This is a genomic window from Glutamicibacter endophyticus (assembly GCF_048457885.1).
Classification (GTDB): domain Bacteria; phylum Actinomycetota; class Actinomycetes; order Actinomycetales; family Micrococcaceae; genus Glutamicibacter; species Glutamicibacter endophyticus.
This window is the reverse complement of record NZ_CP174200.1, coordinates 2885515-2908830: the sequence shown is the minus strand read 5'-3', so window position 1 is coordinate 2908830 and position 23316 is coordinate 2885515. Positions and strand designations below refer to the sequence as shown.

Sequence of the window (23316 nt, the reverse complement as noted above, 5' to 3'; positions counted from 1 at the left end):
CGTCACCCAAGGCTCGGGCGGTAGCGCAATTTTGCTCGATGTGTCTGGTATTTCAGATCCGGGGGTTCACTCGTGCTGATCTCGCGGCATCCGCGCCGGGCCGAATCTGGGAAACCGCCGGTCAGCGAGGGAATTTCGACGGTCCTCGGCGACTAGTATGACCTTATGGATATGCGTTCCCTCGATCTTGCTGACGAACGGCACATGATCTCGGGATATACGGTCGAGACTGCAGCAACCTCGGCAGTACGAGCCGGCTGGATCGCACCCTCTGCGCAGAACCGCATCGCAACGTAGCGCGCCAATGATGGTTGGTATAAAAATCTCGTCGGGATGTGGGGCGGGGCGCGGCTCTGCGGCTTCGCCGCTGGATTGCATGAGGAAGCCTCCGCCACGGAGCGATGGGTGTTGGTCTGGGTCGCACCTGAGTACCAGCGAAGGGGGATTGGCAGCTCGTTCGTGCGCGCAGTAGAAGCCACCAGCTCCGCCGACACACGCCGCCTGATTGCTAGCGCGTATGGTTCGACAATCCACGAAATAGATGTGCTGACACAGCGGTTCGCGCTACCGCTAGGGTATGCCGTGGCAACCACGGAGACGGTCGTTGAATTGGATCTTCGTAGCGCGGGGCCCTTCCCGCCGGGAGAGATGGCCGGGTACACCATCGCAAGTTTCAATAACGGGGTTCCGCAGAGATTTCAGGAGCAGATTGGCTATCTGAAAGGTCTAGTCGACGCGGAAGCGCCAAGTGGTGCATTGGATTGGCAAGACGCCCCGCTAACACCCGCTCAGTACGTCCGCGAAATTGAAAACTGGACCGCGCGAGGTGCCACGGTCGTTGAATCTTTTGCGGTAACCCATGACGGCACCGTGGTGGCTTGGACCTGTCTCGTCGTTCCTGCGGAGCCCGATCGTCCCGCACAGATCGAAGGGACCATCGTGCTTGCAGAGCACCGTGGAAAAGGGCTCGGGAAGGCCGAGAAACAGGAGAACCTTGCTCAGGCAGTATGTACGACCCCGGTAGCCACTGTGCGAACCAGTAGCGACGAGAAGAACGAATGGGTGCGTCGGATTAATAGTGCGCTGGGATTTCTCTCCGTTGAGACCGAAAGTAATATTCCACAAGGGCACGGCAGACGAATGACCGCTGCAGAGCGTGCCAAAAAGTAATTGACGAGCCCGCCTGGCCTAGGCTCTGGCCACGCGGGATTCCAAGCCTTCCCTAGACGTTCAGCCGGTAACCGCGCTTGATGACGGTCGAGACCAACGTCGGATCGGGGAGTGATTTGCGTAGTCGGCTCACGGCCATGTCCAAGGCATGGTTGGAGCTGACCGATGGAAGCAATGACACCAGTTCGGCACGGGAAACTACGGCACCACCCGCATCGAGCAGGCGACGGAAGACCTCGGCCTGAGCCTGCCCGAGCTCGATGGACTGATCTTCAACATACAGCGTGTGCCCGCGAAGCTGGCAGGCCCCTAACGCGGTCTGGCAACTCAAGGTGCCGTGCGTGCCCAAGTGCTCAATCAATTGCAAAATCATGGCACCCATACGGTGACGCTCGGGAATTAGCGGTTCTACGCCAGCGGACTGCAAGGGGGCAGCGGTCACCGGGCCGACGGTAGCGACGGTGACTCGTTCGCGTAGCGACCGGGTGAGGGCGTCGAAGGAACCTCGGGAGCGAGCCACGGCGAATAGCGCATGCACCGCCGGAGCACTGGTGAAAGTGACAGCGTCAAGACGACCAGCAATCAGCGAATGTACCAGTTCGATCATCGATTCTTCGCGCGCCGAGTCCACCCAGCGGTAGGGTTCGACCTCAACCAAATCACGGGCGCCTAGCCGGTGTAGCGAACCAATAAGATCCGGGTCGCTATCGGCGTGCCACTGGATCGCCACCTTCTTGCCCCGGATCTCGCTGGCAAGGTCGCGCAAAAGCGTGGAGGTAAGGCCGTCCGATCCCACCGATGCGGCCGTGAATCCCAGTGCTCGCACCGCCCCGAGCGCCTTTGCACCGCGTACATGAATCTGCGCGTCGCTCAACACTCGAGTCAAGGATTCGCCGAGACCGGCGGCCTCTGCTGAGTCGAACCAACGGCGAAAGCCGTAGCCGGTGGTTACCAGAAGCAGATGAGGTCGTTGGGCAATTACTTGTCGCGTCTGGGACAGAAGCTGTTCTTCGTTATCGAGCGGAGCGAGCTTGAGCAGAGGTGTGTGTTCAACCAGTGCACCGCGTCGTTCCAGCGCCTCGACAAGTTCCTGAGAACGTCGGTCGCTGGTCACCGCGATACGGAAGCCGGCAAGGGGCGCCGCCTGAAGCGTGGACTGCGGACTCGGGGCGTTCATGCCACCTCCATGGCTGGGACCGGCTGGATCTGAGGCAATGCTAAGGGAAGCGCTGCTACTTCACCGATGACGATGACGGCGGGATTAGCGCAGTGATGTGCGCGAGCATCTGTTGCCAGCGAGCCCAGGGTGCTGTGGAGCGTTCGTTGCGATTCGGTGCATCCCTGTTCGATGATGGCGCAGGGAGTGCTCGCTACAAGACCGCGGCGCAGCAAACCGGCGCAGGTGTGCTCCAAAGTACCCATGCCCATGAGCACCACGATCGTGCTGCCTAGCGCGGCTAGGTGAGTTAGTTGCTCGTCGGATAGCGGGTCATGCCCAGAGATGACGGTGAATGAGGTTGTTACGGAGCGCGAAGTCACCGGGATTCCGGCGGCGGCGGGAACCGCGATGGAACTGCTCAGCCCGGGGATGACGTCGACTTCCAGCCCAGCGGCGCGTGCGGCATGAACTTCTTCGTAGCCTCGGCCGAATACGTAGGGGTCACCGCCCTTCAGACGGACCACATGAGCCCCAGCGCTGGCCGCCTCAATCATTCGCTGTTCGATTTCGCGTTGCGAGACCTTGTGGTGGCCGGGGGTCTTCCCGACATCCACCAGTCGCGCATGAGGCGCCAATTCGGAGAGGTGCTTGCCCGGTCCCAGCCGGTCATAGAACACCACATCGGCCTCGGACAGTACCCGCGCGGCCCGCAGGGTGAGTAGATCCAATGCGCCGGGGCCACCCCCGACGAGGGAGATGCGCCCAGAAGGGCGACCTCCGCGGCTTTGTTTAGAGGGTTCGGTGCTCATGGGAACCAACTCGGCTTTCATTCGTGAAATCTGGGAATAAAAAAACCCTATGCAAGGGTCTTTGCCCCCGAGTTTCTTGAATGTTTCAAGCATGATAAATCCGACTATTGGCCCGACCGGGCTAGCGGCGACGTCCTGAAAAGCGATCCGCCAGAGCACCGGCGGTCTCTTGCAGTGGCTCAATCACACGCTCGCGAATATTTTCCTCGGTGAATCGTCCAGCCAGGAACGTCACGGCGATTGCGGCAACGGGCCAATCTCGGGTGTCTTTCACAACCACGGCAATCGAGTGGAAATCGGGGGTGACATCCCCGCTTTCCTGAGCGTACCCGCGCGTTGCGGTGTGCTCCAGCTCGGTGCGTAGCGTTGCATAGCTGCGCATTGACGTCGTTGCCCCTTCGCGTACCGTGAAGCTTGAGGCACGCGGGTAGAGTGCTCGCACCTGAGACTTGGGCAGGGCCGCCAGAATGGCGCGTCCTGAGGCTGTTAGGTGAGACGGTAGACGCACCCCGACGTCGGTAACCAGCGAAGGACGGCCTTTCGCGCGCTCCTCGACAATGTAGAGCACGTCATTGCCGTGGAGCACTGCCAGGTGGGCGCTTTCGCCAATGCGGTCCACCAGGTTGGCCAGAAGTGGCGCACCGTGACGTGCCAGTGGTTCCTGTCTGGTGAAAGCGCTCGAGAGCTCGAACGCGGAAATACCTAGGCCGTAGGACTGTTCTTCGGGGTAGTGCGCTACGTAGCCCTGCTCCACCATGATGGTGAGAATCTGATAGACGCTCGAGCGTGGAATATCGAGGAGTTTGGCGATCATGGCCGCGGGGGTCGGCGATTTTCTGCTGGCCAGCAGGGTCAGGATGCGGAGCGTATGTTGGGCTGCGGGCACCTTGACGTTCATCGGGGCTCCTTCCCGCCTACGGCTTCATTGGACACCAGATGTTGGTTGCGTATTTCGATCAGTTTTCGCAGATACTTGCCCAGAATAAGTCTTTCGACCAGCCAGCCCAAGGCTCCGAAGGGGGCGCGGAAACGAACCGTATCCACCATGACGGTTTGCCCGTGCTCAACACGAAACTCATGCAGGTGGTAGAAGAAAGCAAAGGGCCCGGTCACTTGTTCATCTATGAAGAATCGTGGGGACTCCAGTGCGGTGATACGCGATGTCATTCGGATTGGGAGGCCAAAGTGACGTGCCCGCCAGGTGACCTGCTCGCCCAAACCAATTTGTCCACTTCGGACGCCGGCGACGGCTCGCTCCGCCGAATGCCGCATTGAGGCGATATGCCCGTCAATACTCAGCGACCGATCGAAGAGCTCCTGGACGGGAAGTGCGGTTCTCGTAACGCATTGAAATTGGACGGCCATCTCACCAGTATTGCCTATTCCACTGGTGCAAGGGTGGCGATCACGCCTCGATGGTCGCTGCCCTTGACGCTAATGGTCCGCGAGGAGCCGGTCAGCGAGTCCGAAATAAGGACATGATCCAAGCGCATCACGGGGAAGGGGCGGTCCGGCCACGTCATGCCCAGCCCCCAGTGACTGCTTGGGGTGTCGCGCAGATATTTGAGGAGCCCTGACATATTTCGGTCCGTGGAGGTGGCGTTGAAATCGCCCATGGCGACAATTCGGGCAGCGGAGTCCGTCGCAATGGTTGATTCCAGTTGATCGAGCATCCGGTCACGTGAGGCATGGTCCGCCGGTCGGGCCGAGGCCGCGTGTACCGCGTAAAGACGAAGCGGGCCTTGGTCGGTGATCACATCCGTGCGCAAGGCGCGTTTCCAACCCAGCCCCAAATCCAAGGCTTGGGTATTGCGTAGCGGGTACTTGCTGAACACCGCCACGGTGCCGACATGGACGTAGTGCGGAAAAACATCGGACAGCTCACGCTGCAGATCGTCGACTTGCTCGGGGGAGATTTCTTGTACCGAGAGCACATCCACCGACCCACCGGTGAGTTCGGACTCCAGCAACCCGTTGGTGGTCACATAGGCGTTCTGTGTCGCCATAATGAGGGAAGAAGCTGCCGGTGGGGTAGTAGCCGGGAGCACCGCGGTTCCGAACATCAGGGTCCACGCTATGGCGGGCACACACCAACTGACCAGTGCTAGTTTTCCACGAATTAGCGCTAGCGGCACGATGGCTAACAACACGAGGACGCCAAGCCACGGTGCGAGATTATCGGCAATCAGTCCCAGCCCGAAAACGTCAGGTACCCAATGATGAAAAATGAGTAAGCCTGCGAGTGCGAGCAGAGCAAGCGAGAAAACGACTCGGGCGATACGTCGCCCGAGGCCCACCCGGGCAACGGGATTCAGAGACATCAGGCTCTAAGATTGCCACAGTGTCCTGTGAGCAAGGTGGCAGTGCCACGGCCTTTATCTGGAAACTCTCGAACCGTAGGCTTAGAGGGTGCCAGCGACGCCGCATCGTCCTAACTCCGCACTCATCACCTCAAAGGATTTCATGAGCACCTCCAAGTACTTAGAAGGCCGCGCGCTATTTTGGGCCGTCATCGCTCTGGCCATGGGCGGTGTTGGTATTGGCGTTACCGAGTTTTCGATCATGGGCTTGTTGCAGGAAGGCGCCGCCGACCTTGGCGTAGAAAACTCGGCGATGGGCTTGATGATTAGTGCTTATGCCATTGGTGTCGTTATCGGTGCACCTTTGCTGACCGCACTGGCCGCCAAGATTCCGCGCAAGCGCGCTGTGCAGTATCTGATGGTGTTCTTCGCCATTGCGAACCTATCTTCGGCTTTCGCCCCTGACTACGGATCCATGATCCTCACCCGCTTCCTCTCCGGGCTGCCGCACGGTGCCTACTTTGGGCTAGCCGGCGTATTGGCTGGTTCGCTCGTGCCCGCAACCATGCGTGGACGGGCCATCGCGTGGGTGATGCTGGGCCTGTCAGTGGCAAACGTCGCCGGTGTGCCGTTGGTGACTCGACTGGGCCAATCTCTCGGCTGGCGCTCGATGTTTATCGTCGTGGGTGTTATCGGGTTACTGACCTTGGTGATGATTACGTTCTTCGTGCCATGGCATAAGGCCGCCGAGGGAGCGTCCATGCGGCGCGAATTATCGGCCCTGCGTAGCGGCTCAGTGTGGCTTGCCATGCTGACCGGCATTGTTGGCTTTGGCGGGTTTTTCGCCGTGTACTCCTACATCAGCCCGACGTTAACCGATGTGACTGGCGTTGATATCAACCTCGTTCCGCTGGTCTTGGCACTTTATGGCATTGGTATGGTTGTCGGCTCATTGATCGGTGGCCGACTGGCCGACTGGTCCGTTTTTGGCGCGATCAAGCTGGCCACCTCCATCATGATCGTCGTGATGCTCACCTTCGGGTTGATTTCCGAGTGGTTCATCCCGACGCTGATTATGGTGTTCGTGATGGGTGCAACCGGATCGTTGCTCATTCCGGGCCTACAAACACTCCTCATGGATTCCGCGCCCCACGCACAATCATTGGCGGCGTCGCTTAATCATTCTGCGCTTAACGTGGCCAACGCGTTGGGTGCCGCCCTAGGCGCGGCCGTCATCACCATGGGCTTTGGCTATCAGGCGCCGGCCTTCGTCGGTGCCTTGCTCGCCGCTTTGGGGCTGATTCTGGCCTTGCTCGCACAATGGAACGCGAAACGGACCGGGTTACAAATCGGCTAACGCCACTCATTACCGTCGGGGTCGGTGAAGCTACCTGCGTCGGAGCAAACCACGAGGCGATGCGTTTGTGGCGCAACGTCGGGCACTCCGGCCTGTTTGGCGGCGTCGCTTCGTCGATTGAGGATGACGCTCACGTTCTGTGTCGCGAACTCCGCATATCGCTTTCCGTAGCTCTTGCTCAGGTCCAGTCCCTGCTCAATATAGAAGTTCTTGCTGGCAGGCACATCCGCGACACCAAGCTGTAGAACTAGCGCGGTGATTTTCCGGAGCACGGGGGAGCTGTCTTTCTTCGTTTCGGAGACAACATGGATGATGGTGCCATCTGGCGCGCTGAGCGTTCCACCATATCCCCACAAGGATTTCTTGGCCGGCTTTAGAACCTTGGCCCCGCTGTTTGCGGCATGGGCGATCACAAGATCGACATCCCCTGGTTGGGCAGTGAGAGCAGACAGCGCGAAACCGTCGAACCCTTGGGGGCGTACTCCTCCAGAGATGGCGACGACGGGAAACTCTTCACCGAATACCGAGCTGTAGAAGGTCATGGCCTGTTCGGCATCGTCGGTGCGAATCTGAATCTGCTCAATGGTTGTCATGAAACTTAGGCTACTCGCAGGTCGAGGACTAGGACTTGGCAATTCTTGCGGGCAGGCCGCTCCCTGCCGGCGATGCGGCGCTGGGAATGACTATCTCTGGCTGGCTACGCAGAGCGATGCCCGGCGAACGGAAATCGTCACCGCTGCCGGGACCGCAAGATCTCTTTGTACGAACTACTGTGCGCCGATGTTGAACATCCAGGTGACGCCGTAGCGGTCGGTGAGCTGGCCGAACGAATCGCCCCATGGGGCGGTTTCCAGCGGAATGTCGATCGTCGAGTCGTCGGCGAACTTATCCCACCATCCCCGCAGAGTGTCTGCATCGGCCGCGCCGTCACCATTGCCATCGTTGCTCAACGCAATGACGCCGTTGGGCGTCGCGTTCATCGTAGGAGGCACGTCGGAGGCCATGAAATGCACACCACGTTCCACGAAGAGCGAAGCATGCATGATGTTGTCGGCGAACTGAGGATTTTCCTCTCCGGCACCCTCACGGAAAGTCATGGCGCTGTACTCGCCGCCCAGCACGGAGTGGTAGTACTCCATTGCTTCGCGGGCTACACCGGCAAAGCGTAAGTATGGGGTCAAACCAATAGCCATTGTCGATCACCTTTCTAGGGTTCGCGGGCTTGAAGTGGGCCCACGTCGCATTGTTCCAGCATGAGCCGACACAATGGAAGAGCCTGTGTGAACAGAGTCACCCCCTTGTCGATTAGCTTTTTCCAACAACTCTCGTGTAGAGTTTTATCTCGGTTCAGGGGATCGAAAGAAGCCCTAAACCAAACCTTCATCTGGGGGTATGGCGCAGTTGGTAGCGCGTCTGCATGGCATGCAGAAGGTCAGGGGTTCGAATCCCCTTACCTCCACAGATTAAAATCCCGAAGCATCGATTTTTGATGCTTCGGGATTTTTGCGTATGACCAACATGTACTGCCCGCAACGTAGTCATGCGGTTCGGGGTCTGGGGAACGCTGGTCTCACATAGCGTCGAAGCGCCCACTAGGCGCGGCTTGCTCATAGGTGAGTTCTCGCAGTCTCCAAATACCAGGGCTCAAAAAAACTGAACGGACCGGACTAGAAAGAGTGGTGGTTAGTCACTCTTGGGCTTGGCCTACGGGCGGTTCTATTGCACCTCGGCCAACAGGCCCATCAGCTGAGGCCCCATCTCTACTTGGGTAAACAACACCTGAAACGAACCGTCGGGATCGATGTGCACATTGGTTCCGAGGCCTCCGGACCAACCGTATCGGCCAGCTTGCGCGCCGGAGGTTTGTACCGCCACGCCGAACCCCCAGCCGGTCTCGTTCCAGAAGCCCGGGAAGAAACTGTCCGCGGTTTTGAGCTCCTTCGGAATCTGGTCACTACGCATTAGCTCTAGCAACCCTGGTTCTAGCAGACGCTGCCCACCATGCCATCCGGATGCGGCTAGCATTCGGGCAAAGGCGGCATAGTCGCTAACCGTGGAGACCAACTCCGCGTGGCTCAGATCGAAGTCTGCCGGCGCAACGTAGAAGCCCGACCCCGCCGGTTCGACTTCGACAAGTGGGCCATTGGGCAGGTGGCGATAGGCCGCCGGTAAACGGTGAGCCTGAGCAGTAGGCACGGTGTAGCCGGTGTCGTGCATCCCCAAGGGCGCGAAAATGTCTTCACGTAGGTGTCTCGCGAGCTCTCCGCCTACCAAGCGAGAAAGTAGTATCCCGAGCAGGCCAAAGGAATGGTGGTAACGCCACCCAGTGCCCGGCTGGAATGCCAGAGGTAAGTCAGACAGTGCCGCTACCCAGTCTTGCGCGCCCAAGGCGACCGGCTCCTGTCCGGCTTGAGTCTGGTTTGCGATCATCGCACGTTGCAGTGGGCAATCGCTGGTCATCATGCCGTAGCCCGAGGTATTGGTCAGGAGGTGACGTACCGTGATGGGTCGTTCCGCTGGAATCGTATCTTCAAGAGGCCCGTCGGGGCTACGCAAGACGCGCCGGTTGGCCAACTCGGGGACCCAGTGTTCAACCGGATCATCGAGGGTCAGCATTCCGCCCTGGATCAACCGCAGGGTGGCTACGGCCAAGACGGGTTTAGTCATCGACTGGATTCGGGCGATGGCATCAATCGACAAGTCGCCGGCCTGCAGAAAGCGTGTAGGCTCCTCCGTGCTGCCCGTCGCAACCACAATTCCTGGAGCCGTGCCCTGTGCAACGTGGCGGTCTATGACGCGCTGTAAATCGGAGGTCATGCCGAGACCTTAACACGACCGATGTACGCACAGCTAGGCCCAAAGCGACAGCTCTCCGATTCGAGGCCTCGACCTTATGGAGGCACGATTAGTTCAATACGCCCACATAAACGGTAGAGGTGCAGTATCTGTAGGGCGCGCAGATCCGCTTCGCAACGACTCCGGATGTCGTTCTCGAAGGGAGAATCTGCGGCAGTTGTCGGCTAGGCCGTGCTTTGGGCGTCCGCTCCCGAGGCCTTCCCCTTGGCGTCCCGGGCAATGGTCCACACCTCGACCGAAACGACCGAGCGATTTCCCTCGAGATCTGCCAGGATCCCCATGGCAACCGCGTCGAGATCCGCTCCGTTTTGCCAGCGCTCGCCGGAGACGATGACCTGCAGCTCGCCGTGCGCGAGGGCGCCCCATCCAAGGATTTGCCGGTGTGGGGCGTTGGGCGTCGTCATGCGAGAGAGATCGGGATTCTGGCGTAGGTAAGGTTCCATGACGCTATCGGCCCATGGTTGCCAGTCTTCGGCGCTCGAGACGCTAGGCTCACTCGCGGGGGCAGTCTCTTGCGGTTCTTTGACGCTGACTGGAGCACAACCGGCCAACGCGGTCAGCAAAAGTGCGCTACTGACGCCGAGTAAGCTACGCGAGATCATGTCAGCGGCCTTTCCCCGGGATGTTCTGAGTGTACCTTCGTTGGGTTCTACTCGGTGGGCCGGATGGCGTCGCATTTTCTCCGAGCGCAGCCGAGACTCGCCGGCTACGGGTTAAGCCGTTCGAGGATCTATGGTGCACGAAACCTGCGGGACAACCTGACAAGGCCCAGACTGCAATACGGGATAAAGGTTGAGTGGCCGGGAGCAATCCGCAGGCGGAAGCCAGTCCGCGGGTCCAAGCGCGTTTGAGGCGGCAAGGCGAGATGGTTGATCCGCTCGGTAGATTTTGTGGAGCTAAGGAGAATCGAACTCCTGACCTTTTCATTGCGAACGAAACGCTCTACCAACTGAGCTATAGCCCCAAGTACTCCTCAGCCTACTGTTTTCGGTACAGACTGCAAAATTCTCAGAACTTTCCGTCAGTACCTCTAGATATGCAAGTGATCACTTGCATATAATGATCATGTGACCGATATTTACCGGGCGTTGGATGATGCAACGCGACGGAAAATTCTTGATGTGCTGTCCGAACGAGACGGCCAGTCGCTCTTTGAGTTGTGCGGAACGTTGACCATGAACCATGGCGTAAGCCAATCGCGACAGTCAATTTCGCAGCACCTGACACTACTTGAAGAAGCGGGTCTGATACGGGTCGAACGTGCAGGACGCGTGAAATTCCATTACTTCACTCCCGGGCCGTTGGCTGAAATTACGCGGCGTTGGCCGCAAGCAATCGAAGGAGATCAGGCATGAAAATTAACATGCTTTCGCTATTTGTCGACGACCAGCAGACGGCACTGCGCTTCTATACAGAGGTCTTGGGGTTCCAGCCCAAACACAACATCCCACTTGGCGAATTTTTCTGGATGACAGTTACTTCACCGGAAGTGCCCGACGGGCCGGAACTGTTGTTGGAGCCGTCGAATCATCCAGCAGTCAAACCGTATCGTGACGCGCTTATGGCCGACGGAATTCCGCTGGCTCAGTTTGAGGTGACCGACTTGGCTGCCGAGCATGAGCGCCTGACTGGTCTTGGAGTGAGTTTCACGCAACCGCCAACCGACATCGGCACGGCGCTTATCGCCGTGCTCGATGACACCTGTGGAAATCTTATTCAGTTGATCGAAACCAAAGAGTAACAGCTTTACTGAATATCGCTGTGCGGGGGTGGAACTCGGAACTCGCGTTCGGCGTCCACCGACTGCACGCCATCGACCGCGGCCAGCCGGGCCCGGCAGTCTGACGAGCCTTGACCGCAGACCTGCCCGAGAGATCGCAAGATCGATTGCACATGCAATCCTTGCGATCCTAGTTCGGCTGCCACCGCGTCGATGACTTCGATTTTTCGTTCCTCAACGGTTACGATCCACGTCACTAGTCCAGCTTCGTGTTCCATATGCCCAGCATACGCCGCCTGTCTAGGCCGGCTCGTAGACCAAATGGGTCGCATTCTCGGTCGCCAGTACTTCACGTTGGGCAAAGTGCTGCAGTCCGCCGTCGCGGAACAACGGGGTGCCCGCCCCGAGTAGTACGGGCGCTACGTGCAGGTGTAACTGATCGATGAGCCCCGCCTGAAGTGCCGTGCCGATGAGCAGTCCGCCGCCCATTAACACCACATCCTGTGCCGGATCCTTAACGCGGGAGGTGGCCATGGATATCGCCTCGGCAAGACCCCCGGTGGAAAAGGACCAATCGAGTTGCGTTAAACGTACCGACCGAGGGGGCTGGGAGGTCACCACCACAAATGGTGGGGTGGCCGCCAGCGAGGCTCCATAGCCAACGTCCTCGTTCCAGCCGCCTGGACCATCGACGATATCGAAGAGCTTGCGGCCCAGCACCACGGCCCCTGAACGTTCGGTCGCCCGGGCCACAAGCTCTTGTTCCTGTGGGTTATCGGAGAAGGCCCAGCGGTGCAATGCGCTGCCTCCAGCACCAAGACCGTTTTCGAGACCGGGGTTTGGCCCGGTGACGAAGCCGTCCAGTGACACTGAGATGTCTGCGATCACCGCCATGGTTCGACCTAGAGCTTGGCTGCGACGATACCTAGCCCGGTACCGGCATCGAGCGAGGATAGTTGGACTCGTTGGGCCTCCTGAACCAGCTCGGCCCACAGCGCCCGACCGCGCGAACCGGTGCCTTGGGCCAGTAGCGCGGCGAGGCCGGCCACATGCGGTGTCGCCATCGAGGTGCCGCTAATGGTGTTGTAGCGTTTCTGGCCGGGCCACGAGGAATATACGTTGACCCCCGGGGCTGCCATATCGATCTGCCCGCCCCGGGCAGCCAGTGACTGGGCCGAGAAATCCGCGATCTGTAGGTCGCTGTCCAGCGCGGCGACAGCCATAACGTAGGGGCTATTGGCCGGGGTGCCGACGAAACCTGGATCCCCTTGGGCCCTACGCGCGTTGTTGCCTGCCGCGGCGACAATGAGTGAACCCTGATCCAGGGCGCGCCTACCGGCCCGTACATAAGGGGGATGGACGTCGCGGACGTCGGCGCCTAAGGACATCGAAATAACGTGGCAGTCGTTTTCAATTGCCCAGTCGATTCCGGCGAGGATCGAGGTATCGGTACCCGATCCATTCGTCCCCAGCACCTTTCCAGCGAAAATATCTGCCTCATAGGCCACGCCGTAGCCCGGACCGGTCTGTGGAGTTCGCGGTCCACAAGCGCTACCGATGCAATGCGTTCCATGGCCGTGTCCGTCGCTGGCGTCCTCACCGGAAACGAAGGATTTGGTCGTCACCGAACGGTCGGCGAAATCTGGATGCGCGGCATCAAAACCGGTGTCTAGCACCGCGACCCTGATGCCCTTGCCGCTCAGGTCGGAATCGAGGGCCCGCACGGCCTGTAGGCCCCATGTTGCCTCGTCGGTATCCGCGAAGGAGGTCGAGGGCGCTTCCGAAAGCACATGGTAGGTCAGTTCGGGAACGAAACGTAGCGCGGCGCGTTCGTCGCTGGCGCGTACTTGAAGCGCCTGCAGTTGCGTGGGCTCACCGTCGACAACGCCGATTCCCAGCCGCGGAAAATAGGTGTCCGTGGTGAAACCCTGCGCGCTGAGCAGGCGCGGAGCGTAAACATTGCGTTGCTCGTCGTCGGTTGTATCGAACAGCACCACAAAGCGATTGCTACTGGCTTCGGTCGTGTGCAGAGTATTTGGCTGGTACATCGCTTGCTCCTTCGAACGGCTTCACTTTGTGGTGCCAGTGTATGAAGTAGTACCGACACTATCGCCGGGCCGCAGGCGCGTCTACGTATTTCGTAAACCACGCGAGTGCCACACGGCGCGCATCGCATCCATCCCAAGAATGCCCAGCGAAACTGCCAAGAGGCCGTAGATCCAGTAGTCGCTTGCGGTCAGTGACTCGCCCAGCAACAGCGAAACTGCCACGAGCAACAATGGCTCGACATAGGAAAGCAAACCGAAGACCGGGAGCGACAGTCGGGTCGAAGCTCCGAGGTAGGCTGCCATCGCGGCCGCCCCAGAGAAAGCAATGATGCCAACACCGGCAATGGTTGCCAGTGCAGGGCTCCCTGCCGGGGTCGTGAGAAGCAACAACACCATTACCGGCGTGAGCAGCGCCATTTCTACACCGAAGCCTGCCCGGTGACCGAGGCCGGTGTGGCGACGGGTCATGAAGTAGACCGGATACCCGAAGCAGATCAGCGCGGTGACCCATGAAAACTCGGCCACGAGCAGTACCTTGAGGGCCACCGCAAGACAGGCCACGGCGATGGCCACCCACTGCACCCGCGAGATCGGTTCGTGGAAGATGAACCGTCCACCGAGCGCCAGGGTGATCGGCAATAGCAGAAAGCCAAGCGAAGCATCTAGGGCCATGCCATGGGCAGGGGCCCAGACGAATACCCACAACTGGCTGGAGACCATCAGCGCCAGGGTAATTACCAGTAGAGGTCCGCCGCGTATCGAGCGCACAACGCTCAAGTACTCGGACAGGGCCCTTCGGCCCGATTGGCCGAGCAACAGGAGCGCATAACAACCGAAGGTGATTACCACGCGCCAGGCTAGGACGACTTCCGCCGGGGCGTGCACCCAGCCGGAGACCAGGAAGATCAGACCGAATAGCGCCGAAGCACCCAATGACAGGGCCACACCAATTGAGGTGCCTCGGGCGGTCTCGGGCACGAAGGTACTCCTCGGAGGTCGGTTGAGCGGTCGAATGAGATTCAGTTCGCCGTTACCGTCCATTATGAGGGCTGGGTGCGGTGGACTCCGCCTTCTGTTTACTGATGACGGCGGAGCACACCTGCCGACTAGCGCTGACTGAGGGAGAGTGCGTCGCGGATGGTGAAGAACAGGTCGGTCTGGTCACTGAGCCCAACGACATTGGCTGCCCCTGGCCCGTAGGCGGCGATCCGAAGCTGCGTGCCGGTGTGTCCCTGTGCGGCATCTTCCTCGCCCGTGCCGTAAAGGATCGCCATTTCCCCACCGTCAGCGGTGACCAACTTGGAGGTCAGGGCCGGGGATTCGGTATCTGGTGCGACAATCTGACTGGTGTGCGCATGGTCGGCGGTGACCACGACGAGCGTCTGACCGTCCTGCTTGGCGAAGTCCAGAGCCTGTTGCACTGCCTCATCTAGATCAACGGTTTCGCCAATCTGGCCGCAGGGATTTGCCGCGTGGTCTTGTTTATCGATGGAAGCTCCCTCGACCTGCAAGAAGAATCCCTGCTCATTACCCTTGAGCAAGTCGATGGCTTTGGCCGTCATCGTCTTGAGATCCGGCGACTTGCTTTCATCGCGTGCCGGGTTCTGTGTGCACTTCTGCGCTGGTTTTTCGATCCCATTCTTCGTTGCGTGTTCACCGGTCCAACGCACCTCCATGTTCCCGGGCGCGAACAGCCCCAGTACCGGGGACTCTTGGTTCGCAACTGTCGTCCGCTGCAGCGTTTGGGTGTCATCCACGATGGTGTAACCACGAGACTCGGCTTGTGCCCGTAGCGTTTGGCCCTTGTAGGGCCCTGCCTTGGCCTTTTCGGCGAAGGTTTCGGCACCGCCGCCGAGGACCAGATCGGCACGCGTGTTCAGCAACTGTTCGGTGATTGAACCCTCACCTCCGTTTTCGAGGGCATTGGATGCGCACTTTGCACTTGTGACCTCGGGGCCGTAGCACTTGCGCTCGGTGACATGCGCCAGTTGCACGGCCGGGGTCGCGTCCTGAATCTCGGCGGTAGTGACCACCCCGGTGGCCAGCTGCTTTTCTTTGGCTAGTTCTAGGAGCGTGGGTTGTTTTGCGCCGTTGATATCCACCGAAATGGCGCCGTTGTAGGTTTTGGTGCCCGTAGCCCATGCGCTGCCACTGGCCGCCGAGTCCGTGACATAGTCAGGCTTGCCGTCCTTGTGTAGCGAATAGTGGGTGTACTGACCGGTCAGTGGCAATGCGTCGAGGCCGGCAAAGAATCCGCCGGCTCCCTTGGCCACATTGCGTGCGGCGGTAATTTCCGAGTCGCCCATGCCGTCGCCGATGAGCAGGATGACGTTTTTGGCACCCGAATCTTGCACCGCCTGGCGCACCGCATCTGTGGTGTCGCCATCTAAGCGGCGGGCGCCTCCATGTTCGGACAGTTCACCAGCTGCCGGGCGGTCGAGTAATCGTGCTGGCTCTGCGGCCGTGTTTCCCGCGGTAGTTGCGCATCCGCTCAGTGCGCCGAGGCCCAAGGCGAGCGCCGCGGTAGTCGGCAGAATTTTTTGGATCCGTACAGTCATCATCAGTCCTATCGAGGGTCGAAGTCTCGCTTCACAGGTTCTAAAGCGTCGCTTGATCCCGAGGTTGACCTGTAGTGATTTCAGGTTGGTGAAGTTAAAGCGACCGATGGGTTAACCGCCAGGGGCCCTGTATCAGGATTTCGCATGGTTGCGGGGCGCAACCGATTTTCGTGAAATAGGTCTCAAGGGACAATTTGTGACCTGGAGGACTTGCCGTTGGCTAGGCAGGCTGACTCCTCGAGCGCTTGAGCCGCCGCGAATCGGCTCATATACCGCAGATGAACTGAGGTTATGTCGATTCTGCGATCTTGGACTGGAGGTGCCGTGCGCAAAAAACTGCTCGCGCTGGTCTCGTGCGGACCGGCGGCTCTAACCCTAGAAAAATCCATATTTTCGCATTCTCAGGTTGAAAGATCAACGACGAGCGACAAGGCTATTAAAGAAAGAACGAGAGTGGTCATAACGAAAAGATTGTGAACAATGACGAATATAGAGACGAACGGGGAAGAACCCCGCGCAGATGAGCAGGGCTTACTGCTAGAGCCTGCCCATCCACACACGGCACCAATTCCGGTGCATATGCATATCGCCGAGGACGACAGCGATGCGCAGATCACCGCCAAGCTGCGTCGTCAAGGTGTGCGCATTGGCAAGGGCGGTATCGCCCCGGCCGTCTTCTGGCCTGCCTTGCTCGTGATCTTGGGCGTGGCAATTTTTGCCATCCTTTCCCCAACCGGGGCCAGCACCGTCTTCTCCACGACCCAGAGCTGGATCGTGAAGAACCTGGGCTGGTACTACATGCTGATTATCGGCTTGTTCGTGGCCCTCGTGCTGGTCATCGGCTTCTCCAAGCTGGGGCGGATCACCCTCGGTCACGATCACGAGAAACCCGAATTTGGCCTGATCTCTTGGTTTGCCATGCTCTTTGCCGCCGGTATGGGCATCGGCCTGGTCTTCTACGGCGTCGGTGAGCCACTGATCTACGCCACCGTCGACCCGAAGCCGGGATGGGACGGATCGCAGGCCGAACTGACCGGTCTGGCCATGGCGCAGACCTTCATCCACTGGGGCCTGCACCCGTGGGCCGTATACGCCGTCATCGGTCTGGCCCTGGCCTACGCCATCCACCGTCGCGGTCGTCCGGTGTCCATTCGCTGGGCGTTGGAACCAATCCTGGGCGATCGCGTCAAGGGTTGGCTCGGTGACGTTATCGACGTGCTAGCCATTTTCGGCACCGTCTTCGGCGTGGCGACCTCGCTGGGCCTGGGCGTTCAGCAGATCAGCTCCGGTATGAAGGCCATCGGCATCGTTGAGACCGCGGATAACACCCTGCTGGTCATTCTGATCGTTGTGATTACCTTCCTCGCCACGCTTTCGGTGATCAGTGGTCTGGGCGCCGGCATTAAGTGGCTGTCGAACATCAACCTGTCCGTGGCCGGTCTGTTGATGATTTCGGTGCTCGTTCTCGGGCCGACGCTGTTCCTGCTGCAGAACTTCGTGCAGTCCCTAGGCGTATATCTGGCCAACATTTTCAACATGACCTTCGATGTTGGCGCCTTTCAGCACAGCGAAGCGGCCGAAAGCTGGTTCTCCTCCTGGACCGTGTTCTACTGGGGCTGGTGGATCGCTTGGGCACCGTTCGTCGGCATCTTCATCGCCCGTATTTCGCGTGGTCGCACCGTGCGCCAGTTCGTTTTCGGCGTCCTTCTGGTGCCGACCCTGGTAGGCTTCCTGTGGTTCTCCATCATGGGTGGTTCGGGCATCTTCCGTCAGTTCTTCGGCGAGGGCGACCTGGTTCAGGACGGAGAGGTGTCGGCCGAGGGTTCGCTGTTCACCGTGCTCCACGGCCTGCCACTGGGGCAGATCTTCTCCGTGGTGGCCATCATTCTGGTTGCAATCTTCTTCATCACCTCCTCCGACTCCGGTTCCTTGGTGGTGGACATGCTCGCCTCGGGTGGTCACCCGAACCCACCGACCTGGTCGCGTGTGCTGTGGGCTGTCCTTGAGGGTCTGCTCGCTATCGGGCTGCTGCTGGCCGGCGGTCTGAGTACTCTGCAGGCCGGTTCGCTGGCCACAGCGTTGCCCTTCAGCGTGATCATGATCCTGATGGCGATCGCCACGATTCGCGGACTGAGCTACGAGTCGCGGGTCTTGGACTACCACGACCAGCGGCGTCACCTCGATGCGCTGACCGAGCACGTCTCCGGCGAGCTGATGAACAACGTGGAAGACATGCCCGAACTGCGGCGCTACGTCGATGACCGTATCGACTACCGCATTTCACGCACCCGCGGCGGTCTGCGCCGCGATACCGGTTCGGGAAAGAAACCCACGAAGTAGTTCTGCGGATACGTCAGCGGGCCACTTGCAACACCACGAGGTGCTGCAAGTGGCCCGTTTGTTCGTTTCGGGGCAAGGCAGGTTGCCCTCGTGCTACGTCATGTGCCGCCAAGGCATTGCCAGTAGGGCCCAATGGATGTTTGGATCGGGATTGTGACGCCTCGAACCAATAACTAGGAGGTAGAGCAACATGAGCCACAGTGAACATATTGTGATTGTCGGTGGCGGTCTAGCCGGCGCGACCACCGCCATCGAACTACGCAAGCGCGGCCACGCTGGCCAAATCACCCTCATATCCTCCGAAGAGCATCTTCCCTATGAGCGTCCGCCGCTATCGAAGGACTTTCTGCAGGGAAAGAGCGCGGTCAAGGATTTCACCGTGCGCGAGGAAGAGTATTACACCGAGCACGACATCACCCTGCAGCGCGGGGTCACCGTCACCGGCTTGGACCGGGCCGAACGGGTGGTGCGTCTCTCGGACGGAACCAGCCTCGGCTACGACCAGTTGGTGCTGGCCACCGGTGCCCGGCCGAATACCGGGGGATCCGCTCCGATTGAAGGCGCCCAGCTCCCCGGGGTGCACCTGCTGCGGAGCATCGAAGATTCCCAGGCCCTACGTGAGAACCTTGGCGAGGGGAGCACCCTGGCCATTGTCGGTTCGGGATGGATCGGGATGGAGGTCGCCGCTTCCGCCACCCAGCTGGGTGCGAAGGTCACGGTCATCACCCCGGATGCCATACCCCTAGCTGCCGTGCTCGGCGAGCGCTTCGGCGAGCACTTGTTGAAGATACACCGTGCGCAGGGAGTCGACTTCAAGCTACAGACCAAGGTTCGCTCGATCCATGCCGATCATGGGGAACTATTGGTCGATACGGACGCCGAGCCGATCCGTGCCGACCACGTTCTGTTGGCCATCGGTGCCGTACCCAACACCGAGTTGGCCGCCGCGGCCGGGATCCAAACCGACTCCGGCATCGTTGTCGATGCATCGTTGCGCAGTAGCGACTCGAACGTTCTGGCTATCGGCGATGTGGCTCAGGCCTTCAACACCACCCTGCGGCGCCAGCTGCGCGTGGAACACTGGGATAACGCGGCCCGCCAGGGCGCTCTGGCGGCCAGCACATTGACCGGCGGCGACGACAAGTACGACTGGTACCCGTACTTCTTCACCGACCAGTTTGATCTGGGCATGGAGTTCGTCGGGCAGGCCGAGGCCGGCGATGAGGCGGTCTTCCGCGGTGGGGAGGACGAATTCATCGTGTTCTACCTGCGTGAGGGCGTGATTCGTGCGGCCATGAACGTGAACCTGTGGGATGTCAACGACACGTTGCGGGGCTTGATCGGACGCTCCATCGAGCCCGAACGACTCCGCGATCCGCAGATCGATCTCGAGTCCCTTTAGGCTCTGGGCGCGGCGGTGTCTGTCTGCCATACTGTGAGGTACCAAGCCTGCGAAAGTGAGGGCCGAAGATGGACACCGCCGACGTCATCCTGCTGGGCATCGACTCGGATCAAGCACCGGTTGTACTGGAGCAGGCGCTGAGTCTTGCACAGGGCCTATCCGCCCGGTTGCTGTGCGTTCAAGTGCAGACCGGCCGGCTCGTGGCCGATAGTTTAGTCAACCCACCGGCGGCGCACCCGCTTGATGAGCCCCCGGAATTTGATGCCGAACTGGCACAGCGGATCACCGCGGTCACCGAGCAGACCTCGGTACCCACCGAACTTCGGATGGTCTCGGGCGATGCAGGGAAAGCCCTGGCGGCCGTGGCCCAAGAGGTTGGCGCGCGCGTGATCGTGGTTGGTACCCGGCACGCGGGGCTGCGCAGCCGGTTCGCCGAACTACTCGACGGCTCGGTGGCCGTCTATCTGGCACACCACCAGCCGATCCCGGTAATGGTGGTGCCCCAGGAAGTAACCCCCGCGCCCTGAGCGCACGCTTAGGGCACCAGCATGACTTTCAGGGCGCGACGCTGATCCATGGCCGCATACCCTTCCGCGGCACGCTCCAGCGGTAGTTCGGCATCAAAGACCAGTCCGGGGTTGACCGAGCCATCGAGAATGCCCGGCAGCAGGCGCTTGACATAACCGCGCACCGGCGCGACTCCACCGGTCAGCGTGATGTTATTGCCAAAGAATTTGCGTCCCACATGGCCCTGCGAATACTGCGGCACGCCGACTCGGCTGATGGTTCCGCCCGGTCGCACGATCCCGAGCGCCTGTTCAAAGGCCGGCATATGACCCACCGCCTCGAGCACCTTATGCACTCCGAGACCACCGGCGAGCTCGCGCACGCGGGCGATGCCCTCCGCACCGCGCTCGGCCACCACGTCGGTGGCGCCAAACTGGCGCCCTAAGTCCGTGCGCGCCTGATGACGTCCCATCAAGATGATGCGTTCTGCCCCGAGCTGCTGGGCGCTCAGCACGGCCAAGAGTCCCACGGCACCGTCACCGATAACAGCCACCGTGTCACCGGCGGACACCTTAGCGGTGTGGGCGGCATGGAAACCGGTGCCGTAGACATCGGACAGGGTGAGCAAGCTGGCGTAGTGTTCGGGCGAAATTCCGGGTTCCACGGGGACCAATGTGCCTTCGGCCAGTGGTACCCGGATGAGTTCGGCCTGACAGCCGTTACCGGTCATTGCCGAGTAACCTCCGCCGTGCAAGCAGGAGGTAAACAGGCCGGCGACGCACATCTCGCAATTGCCGCACGAGACCATGAAGGGACCGATAACGAGATCCCCGGCGCGCAGGGAAGAAACCTCGGAACCGGTTTCGAGGACCTCACCGATGAATTCATGCCCAATGCCCGCTGGCTTTTCTAGCGCCCGGTCGCTGCGGTAGGGATGCAGATCAGAGCCGCAGATGCAGCTGCGCACCACCCGTACCAGTGCGTCGCTGGGTTCGACAATCCGTGCGTCCTGGACCTCTTCGACACGGATATCACCCTGACCGTGCAGAAATGTTGCTTTCATGCTCACTCCCTGAGATTGGCTTGTTGCGACTCTAACATCGGGTCACTGTCATCGAGCTCTGTCCGTGGCTGGGTTATATTCGCCGGCCTCGACGGTGCACTAATGTGGAAGGGACCATTCTTAGAGCGAAGGAGTGCGATGGGACCCCTGCCCACGATGCCGGTTATCGCCAATCTGCGCCAAGCCGGTGGCATACCCGTGCAAGGGGGAGTCATCCGCGACAATGTACTGTTTCGCAGCGCCGCACCCTTTCACATCGACCAGTCACTAACCGACTGGATGAGCGCCGCAGGGGTCGGGGAGATCTTTGACCTTCGCAGCGAATCCGAAGCCTCCAATTTTCCCGGGTTTCCGCAAACCTTGAATCACAGCACCCGTACGCGCATCCCGCTGTTGGAAGCCGCGATCGGCAATCCGGCAGACATGCCGGGCCTCGAGGAAATCTACCTCACCCTAGTTCACGAGCACGGACCGGTGTGGGTGCGGATCGCGGAACATGTCGCTCACGCCGAGCGACCGACCCTCGTGCACTGTACCGCCGGCAAGGACCGCACCGGAGTGGCCGTTGCCTTGCTGTTGCTCGCCGTGGGCGCGAACCGTCACGCCGTCTTTGCCGATTACGCCCGCTCCACCGATGAACTCTCCGGCGCGTGGTTCAGTCTGGTCACCAAGAACGCCAAGGCGCAGGGCATCACCCTTGGGCAACGGTCGCGTGAGTTGCTGGTGGGCACCACCATTGCCGGGCTGAATGCCGCGATTGAAGGCATTGAAACACAACATGGAAGCGTCGTTGGCTACCTTCGCGACCATGGTCTATCCGCCGCGGATCTACGATCCCTCGAGCAGAAGCTGGTGAGCCGATGAATCCCGCAGCGCCGCTGGGGCCCCAAACCGTGGCTGTCATGACCGACCGGCTGATTTTTCAACACTTGCTCGAGCAAGGCACCTGTAGCCGTAGCGAACTATCTCGTGAACTAAAGCTCTCCAAACCCACCGCCTCCCAAGCCATGGGGCGTTTGCTCGACGCGCAACTGGTTCATGTGGTGCCGGCACCGGCCGATGTGCCCACCCAGCGTGGGCCCAGCCCCGAGTACTACGCGCTCAACCCCGGGTATGGGCACCTGCTCTCGGTATTCGTGCATGCCGGCTCGCTGGTGCTGCAAGCCAGCGATGTGGCCGGAGCGAAGCTCGAACGTGCGGCCGCGCCGTTGCCCGCCGATATATCCGCCGATGAACTTGAAGCCCTGCTCGAGACCGAGTTGCAGCAGATGATCCGGCGGGTCGGTAGTCGCTGCATTTACGCGACGCTCAGCGTCAGCGCCCCGGTATTGCGCGACAGCAATCGCACGCTGACGGTACCTAACCCGGTCTTGCCCGCGGCCCAGGCTGACCTGGCCACGGTCTGCAAACGGGTCACCGGCGCCCCGCTACTGGTCGACAACGACGTGAACTGGATGGCGCTGGGTGAATATATGGCTGGTGCGGGCCAGCAGGCCTCAAGCCTCTTGCTGGTTTATTTCGGGCCGGGCATTGGCGCCGGTCTAGTGCTCGATGGCGCCGTGTACCGCGGATATCGTGGCACCGCGGCGGAGCTGAGCTATCAGGCCTATGGCAAGAGCAACCTCATTGAGCATTTGATGGAGGTTGGATTCACGGTTCCCGGACAGGGACGTGTGGCGGTGCCCGAGGTGATAGAGCTCTTCGAAGGGGAGCCGGCCAACCAAGAGCAGGCCGCACGGCGCGCTGAGTTCCTCTCGCCGGTGATCGAGGTGTTGGGCAACGCCGCCGGATTCCTCGACCCGCAACGAATACTTATCGGCGGGCCAGTGGCGCAGGTGCCTGGATTCGTTGAGCAGGTGCGCGCAGGACTTTCGGCTCACCGCAGCGTGGGGACCGATGAAATCCTTGCCGCGCAACTGGGCGATGAGGCACAGCTCTTTGGAGCGGTGGCTGCCGCCCGCTCTGCGGCGGCCGAGGTGATCTTCCAGAAGTATCGCACCGGAGCGTCACAGCATTGACGCGGTGCA

General features: G+C 60.4%; 25 protein-coding genes and 2 tRNA genes. 11 read left to right on the top strand and 16 right to left on the bottom strand.

Going from position 1 to position 23316, the window contains the following annotated elements; genetic code table 11:
* The first annotated feature begins 165 nt into the window (after positions 1-165).
* Together ACJD00_RS13545 and ACJD00_RS13540 are read left to right on the top strand one after the other, a co-directional pair.
* Positions 166-297, top strand: a complete 132-nt coding sequence (locus ACJD00_RS13545) for a hypothetical protein (RefSeq protein WP_418907441.1) — start codon at positions 166-168, stop codon at positions 295-297.
* Between the two features lie 162 nt (positions 298-459).
* On the top strand, positions 460-1170 hold the full coding sequence (locus ACJD00_RS13540) for a GNAT family N-acetyltransferase (RefSeq protein ID WP_418907440.1): 711 nt from the start codon (positions 460-462) through the stop codon (positions 1168-1170).
* Positions 1171-1222: 52 nt separating this feature from the next.
* Here the strand turns inward: ACJD00_RS13540 and ACJD00_RS13535 are convergent, their stop codons facing one another.
* The 5 genes from ACJD00_RS13535 to ACJD00_RS13515 all read right to left on the bottom strand — a co-directional run bounded on the left by ACJD00_RS13535 (position 1223) and on the right by ACJD00_RS13515 (position 5459).
* Positions 1223-2347: a uroporphyrinogen-III synthase gene (locus tag ACJD00_RS13535; RefSeq protein WP_418907439.1), complete on the bottom strand. Its 1125-nt coding sequence runs from the start codon at positions 2345-2347 to the stop codon at positions 1223-1225.
* The gene (gene cobA, locus ACJD00_RS13530) at positions 2344-3138 is read right to left on the bottom strand and encodes a uroporphyrinogen-III C-methyltransferase (RefSeq protein ID WP_418907438.1); all 795 of its coding nucleotides are present in this window, start codon (positions 3136-3138) and stop codon (positions 2344-2346) included. The genes ACJD00_RS13535 and cobA overlap by 4 nt, the downstream gene beginning before the upstream one ends.
* Before the next feature lie 121 nt (positions 3139-3259).
* Positions 3260-4036, bottom strand: a complete 777-nt coding sequence (locus ACJD00_RS13525; RefSeq protein WP_418907437.1) for an IclR family transcriptional regulator — start codon at positions 4034-4036, stop codon at positions 3260-3262.
* Positions 4033-4503, bottom strand: a complete 471-nt coding sequence (locus ACJD00_RS13520) for an SRPBCC family protein (RefSeq protein WP_418907436.1) — start codon at positions 4501-4503, stop codon at positions 4033-4035. The genes ACJD00_RS13525 and ACJD00_RS13520 overlap by 4 nt, the downstream gene beginning before the upstream one ends.
* Positions 4504-4517: 14 nt before the next feature.
* Positions 4518-5459 (bottom strand): endonuclease/exonuclease/phosphatase family protein, encoded by a 942-nt coding sequence (locus tag ACJD00_RS13515; protein WP_418907435.1) that lies wholly within the window; start codon positions 5457-5459, stop codon positions 4518-4520.
* Positions 5460-5601: 142 nt separating this feature from the next.
* Here ACJD00_RS13515 and ACJD00_RS13510 point away from each other — a divergent pair, with 142 nt between their 5' ends.
* Positions 5602-6795 (top strand): MFS transporter, encoded by a 1194-nt coding sequence (locus ACJD00_RS13510; protein WP_418907434.1) that lies wholly within the window; start codon positions 5602-5604, stop codon positions 6793-6795.
* Here the strand turns inward: ACJD00_RS13510 and ACJD00_RS13505 are convergent.
* Both ACJD00_RS13505 and ACJD00_RS13500 read right to left on the bottom strand, forming a co-directional pair.
* A complete protein-coding gene (locus ACJD00_RS13505; RefSeq protein WP_418907433.1) occupies positions 6792-7388 on the bottom strand; it encodes a glyoxalase in 597 nt (198 codons plus the stop codon). The genes ACJD00_RS13510 and ACJD00_RS13505 overlap by 4 nt on opposite strands.
* Positions 7389-7562: 174 nt before the next feature.
* Positions 7563-7988, bottom strand: a complete 426-nt coding sequence (locus tag ACJD00_RS13500) for a VOC family protein (RefSeq protein WP_418907432.1) — start codon at positions 7986-7988, stop codon at positions 7563-7565.
* A 193-nt stretch (positions 7989-8181) separates the two neighbouring features.
* On the opposite strand from ACJD00_RS13500, the gene ACJD00_RS13495 reads away from it, so the two are divergent.
* Positions 8182-8254: transfer RNA gene (locus tag ACJD00_RS13495), tRNA-Ala, on the top strand.
* Between the two features lie 257 nt (positions 8255-8511).
* Here the strand turns inward: ACJD00_RS13495 and ACJD00_RS13490 are convergent.
* From ACJD00_RS13490 to ACJD00_RS13480, 3 genes are all read right to left on the bottom strand, one after another.
* The gene (locus tag ACJD00_RS13490) at positions 8512-9612 is read right to left on the bottom strand and encodes a serine hydrolase domain-containing protein (RefSeq protein WP_418907431.1); all 1101 of its coding nucleotides are present in this window, start codon (positions 9610-9612) and stop codon (positions 8512-8514) included.
* Positions 9613-9815: 203 nt separating this feature from the next.
* Complete coding sequence (locus ACJD00_RS13485; RefSeq protein WP_418907430.1) at positions 9816-10253, bottom strand: hypothetical protein; 438 nt, start codon at positions 10251-10253, stop codon at positions 9816-9818.
* A gap of 289 nt (positions 10254-10542) precedes the next feature.
* Positions 10543-10615: transfer RNA gene (locus tag ACJD00_RS13480), tRNA-Ala, on the bottom strand.
* Between the two features lie 103 nt (positions 10616-10718).
* Between ACJD00_RS13480 and ACJD00_RS13475 the strand changes: the two genes are divergently transcribed.
* Both ACJD00_RS13475 and ACJD00_RS13470 read left to right on the top strand, forming a co-directional pair.
* Positions 10719-11006, top strand: coding sequence for an ArsR/SmtB family transcription factor (locus ACJD00_RS13475; protein ID WP_418907429.1), 288 nt, complete (start codon positions 10719-10721; stop codon positions 11004-11006).
* The gene (locus tag ACJD00_RS13470) at positions 11003-11392 is read left to right on the top strand and encodes a VOC family protein (protein ID WP_309409270.1); all 390 of its coding nucleotides are present in this window, start codon (positions 11003-11005) and stop codon (positions 11390-11392) included. Before ACJD00_RS13475 ends, ACJD00_RS13470 begins: the two co-directional genes overlap by 4 nt.
* 5 nt (positions 11393-11397) lie before the next feature.
* On the opposite strand, the gene ACJD00_RS13465 is transcribed toward ACJD00_RS13470, so the two are convergent.
* The 5 genes from ACJD00_RS13465 to phoA form a co-directional block, all read right to left on the bottom strand.
* A complete protein-coding gene (locus ACJD00_RS13465; RefSeq protein WP_418907428.1) occupies positions 11398-11649 on the bottom strand; it encodes a hypothetical protein in 252 nt (83 codons plus the stop codon).
* A 22-nt stretch (positions 11650-11671) separates the two neighbouring features.
* Positions 11672-12265 carry a dihydrofolate reductase family protein gene (locus ACJD00_RS13460; protein WP_418907427.1) on the bottom strand — a complete coding sequence of 198 codons (594 nt, stop codon included), beginning with the start codon at positions 12263-12265 and terminating at the stop codon, positions 11672-11674.
* An 8-nt stretch (positions 12266-12273) separates the two neighbouring features.
* Positions 12274-13419 carry a S8 family serine peptidase gene (locus tag ACJD00_RS13455; protein ID WP_418907426.1) on the bottom strand — a complete coding sequence of 382 codons (1146 nt, stop codon included), beginning with the start codon at positions 13417-13419 and terminating at the stop codon, positions 12274-12276.
* Positions 13420-13500: 81 nt separating this feature from the next.
* Positions 13501-14397: an EamA family transporter gene (locus ACJD00_RS13450; protein WP_418907425.1), complete on the bottom strand. Its 897-nt coding sequence runs from the start codon at positions 14395-14397 to the stop codon at positions 13501-13503.
* A gap of 128 nt (positions 14398-14525) precedes the next feature.
* On the bottom strand, positions 14526-15977 hold the full coding sequence (gene phoA / locus ACJD00_RS13445; RefSeq protein ID WP_418907424.1) for an alkaline phosphatase: 1452 nt from the start codon (positions 15975-15977) through the stop codon (positions 14526-14528).
* Positions 15978-16556: 579 nt separating this feature from the next.
* On the opposite strand from phoA, the gene ACJD00_RS13440 reads away from it, so the two are divergent.
* From ACJD00_RS13440 to ACJD00_RS13430, 3 genes are all read left to right on the top strand, one after another.
* Positions 16557-18317, top strand: a complete 1761-nt coding sequence (locus tag ACJD00_RS13440; protein ID WP_309410475.1) for a BCCT family transporter — start codon at positions 16557-16559, stop codon at positions 18315-18317.
* A 190-nt stretch (positions 18318-18507) separates the two neighbouring features.
* A complete protein-coding gene (locus ACJD00_RS13435) occupies positions 18508-19719 on the top strand; it encodes an NAD(P)/FAD-dependent oxidoreductase (RefSeq protein WP_418907423.1) in 1212 nt (403 codons plus the stop codon).
* A 68-nt stretch (positions 19720-19787) separates the two neighbouring features.
* Complete coding sequence (locus tag ACJD00_RS13430; RefSeq protein WP_309409261.1) at positions 19788-20246, top strand: universal stress protein; 459 nt, start codon at positions 19788-19790, stop codon at positions 20244-20246.
* Between the two features lie 8 nt (positions 20247-20254).
* Here ACJD00_RS13430 and ACJD00_RS13425 read toward each other — a convergent pair whose 3' ends face one another.
* Positions 20255-21289 (bottom strand): alcohol dehydrogenase catalytic domain-containing protein, encoded by a 1035-nt coding sequence (locus tag ACJD00_RS13425; protein WP_418907422.1) that lies wholly within the window; start codon positions 21287-21289, stop codon positions 20255-20257.
* Positions 21290-21427: 138 nt separating this feature from the next.
* On the opposite strand from ACJD00_RS13425, the gene ACJD00_RS13420 reads away from it, so the two are divergent.
* Both ACJD00_RS13420 and ACJD00_RS13415 read left to right on the top strand, forming a co-directional pair.
* On the top strand, positions 21428-22153 hold the full coding sequence (locus ACJD00_RS13420) for a tyrosine-protein phosphatase (RefSeq protein ID WP_418907421.1): 726 nt from the start codon (positions 21428-21430) through the stop codon (positions 22151-22153).
* Between the two features lie 38 nt (positions 22154-22191).
* The gene (locus ACJD00_RS13415; protein ID WP_418907420.1) at positions 22192-23307 is read left to right on the top strand and encodes an ROK family protein; all 1116 of its coding nucleotides are present in this window, start codon (positions 22192-22194) and stop codon (positions 23305-23307) included.
* Positions 23308-23316 lie beyond the last annotated feature (9 nt).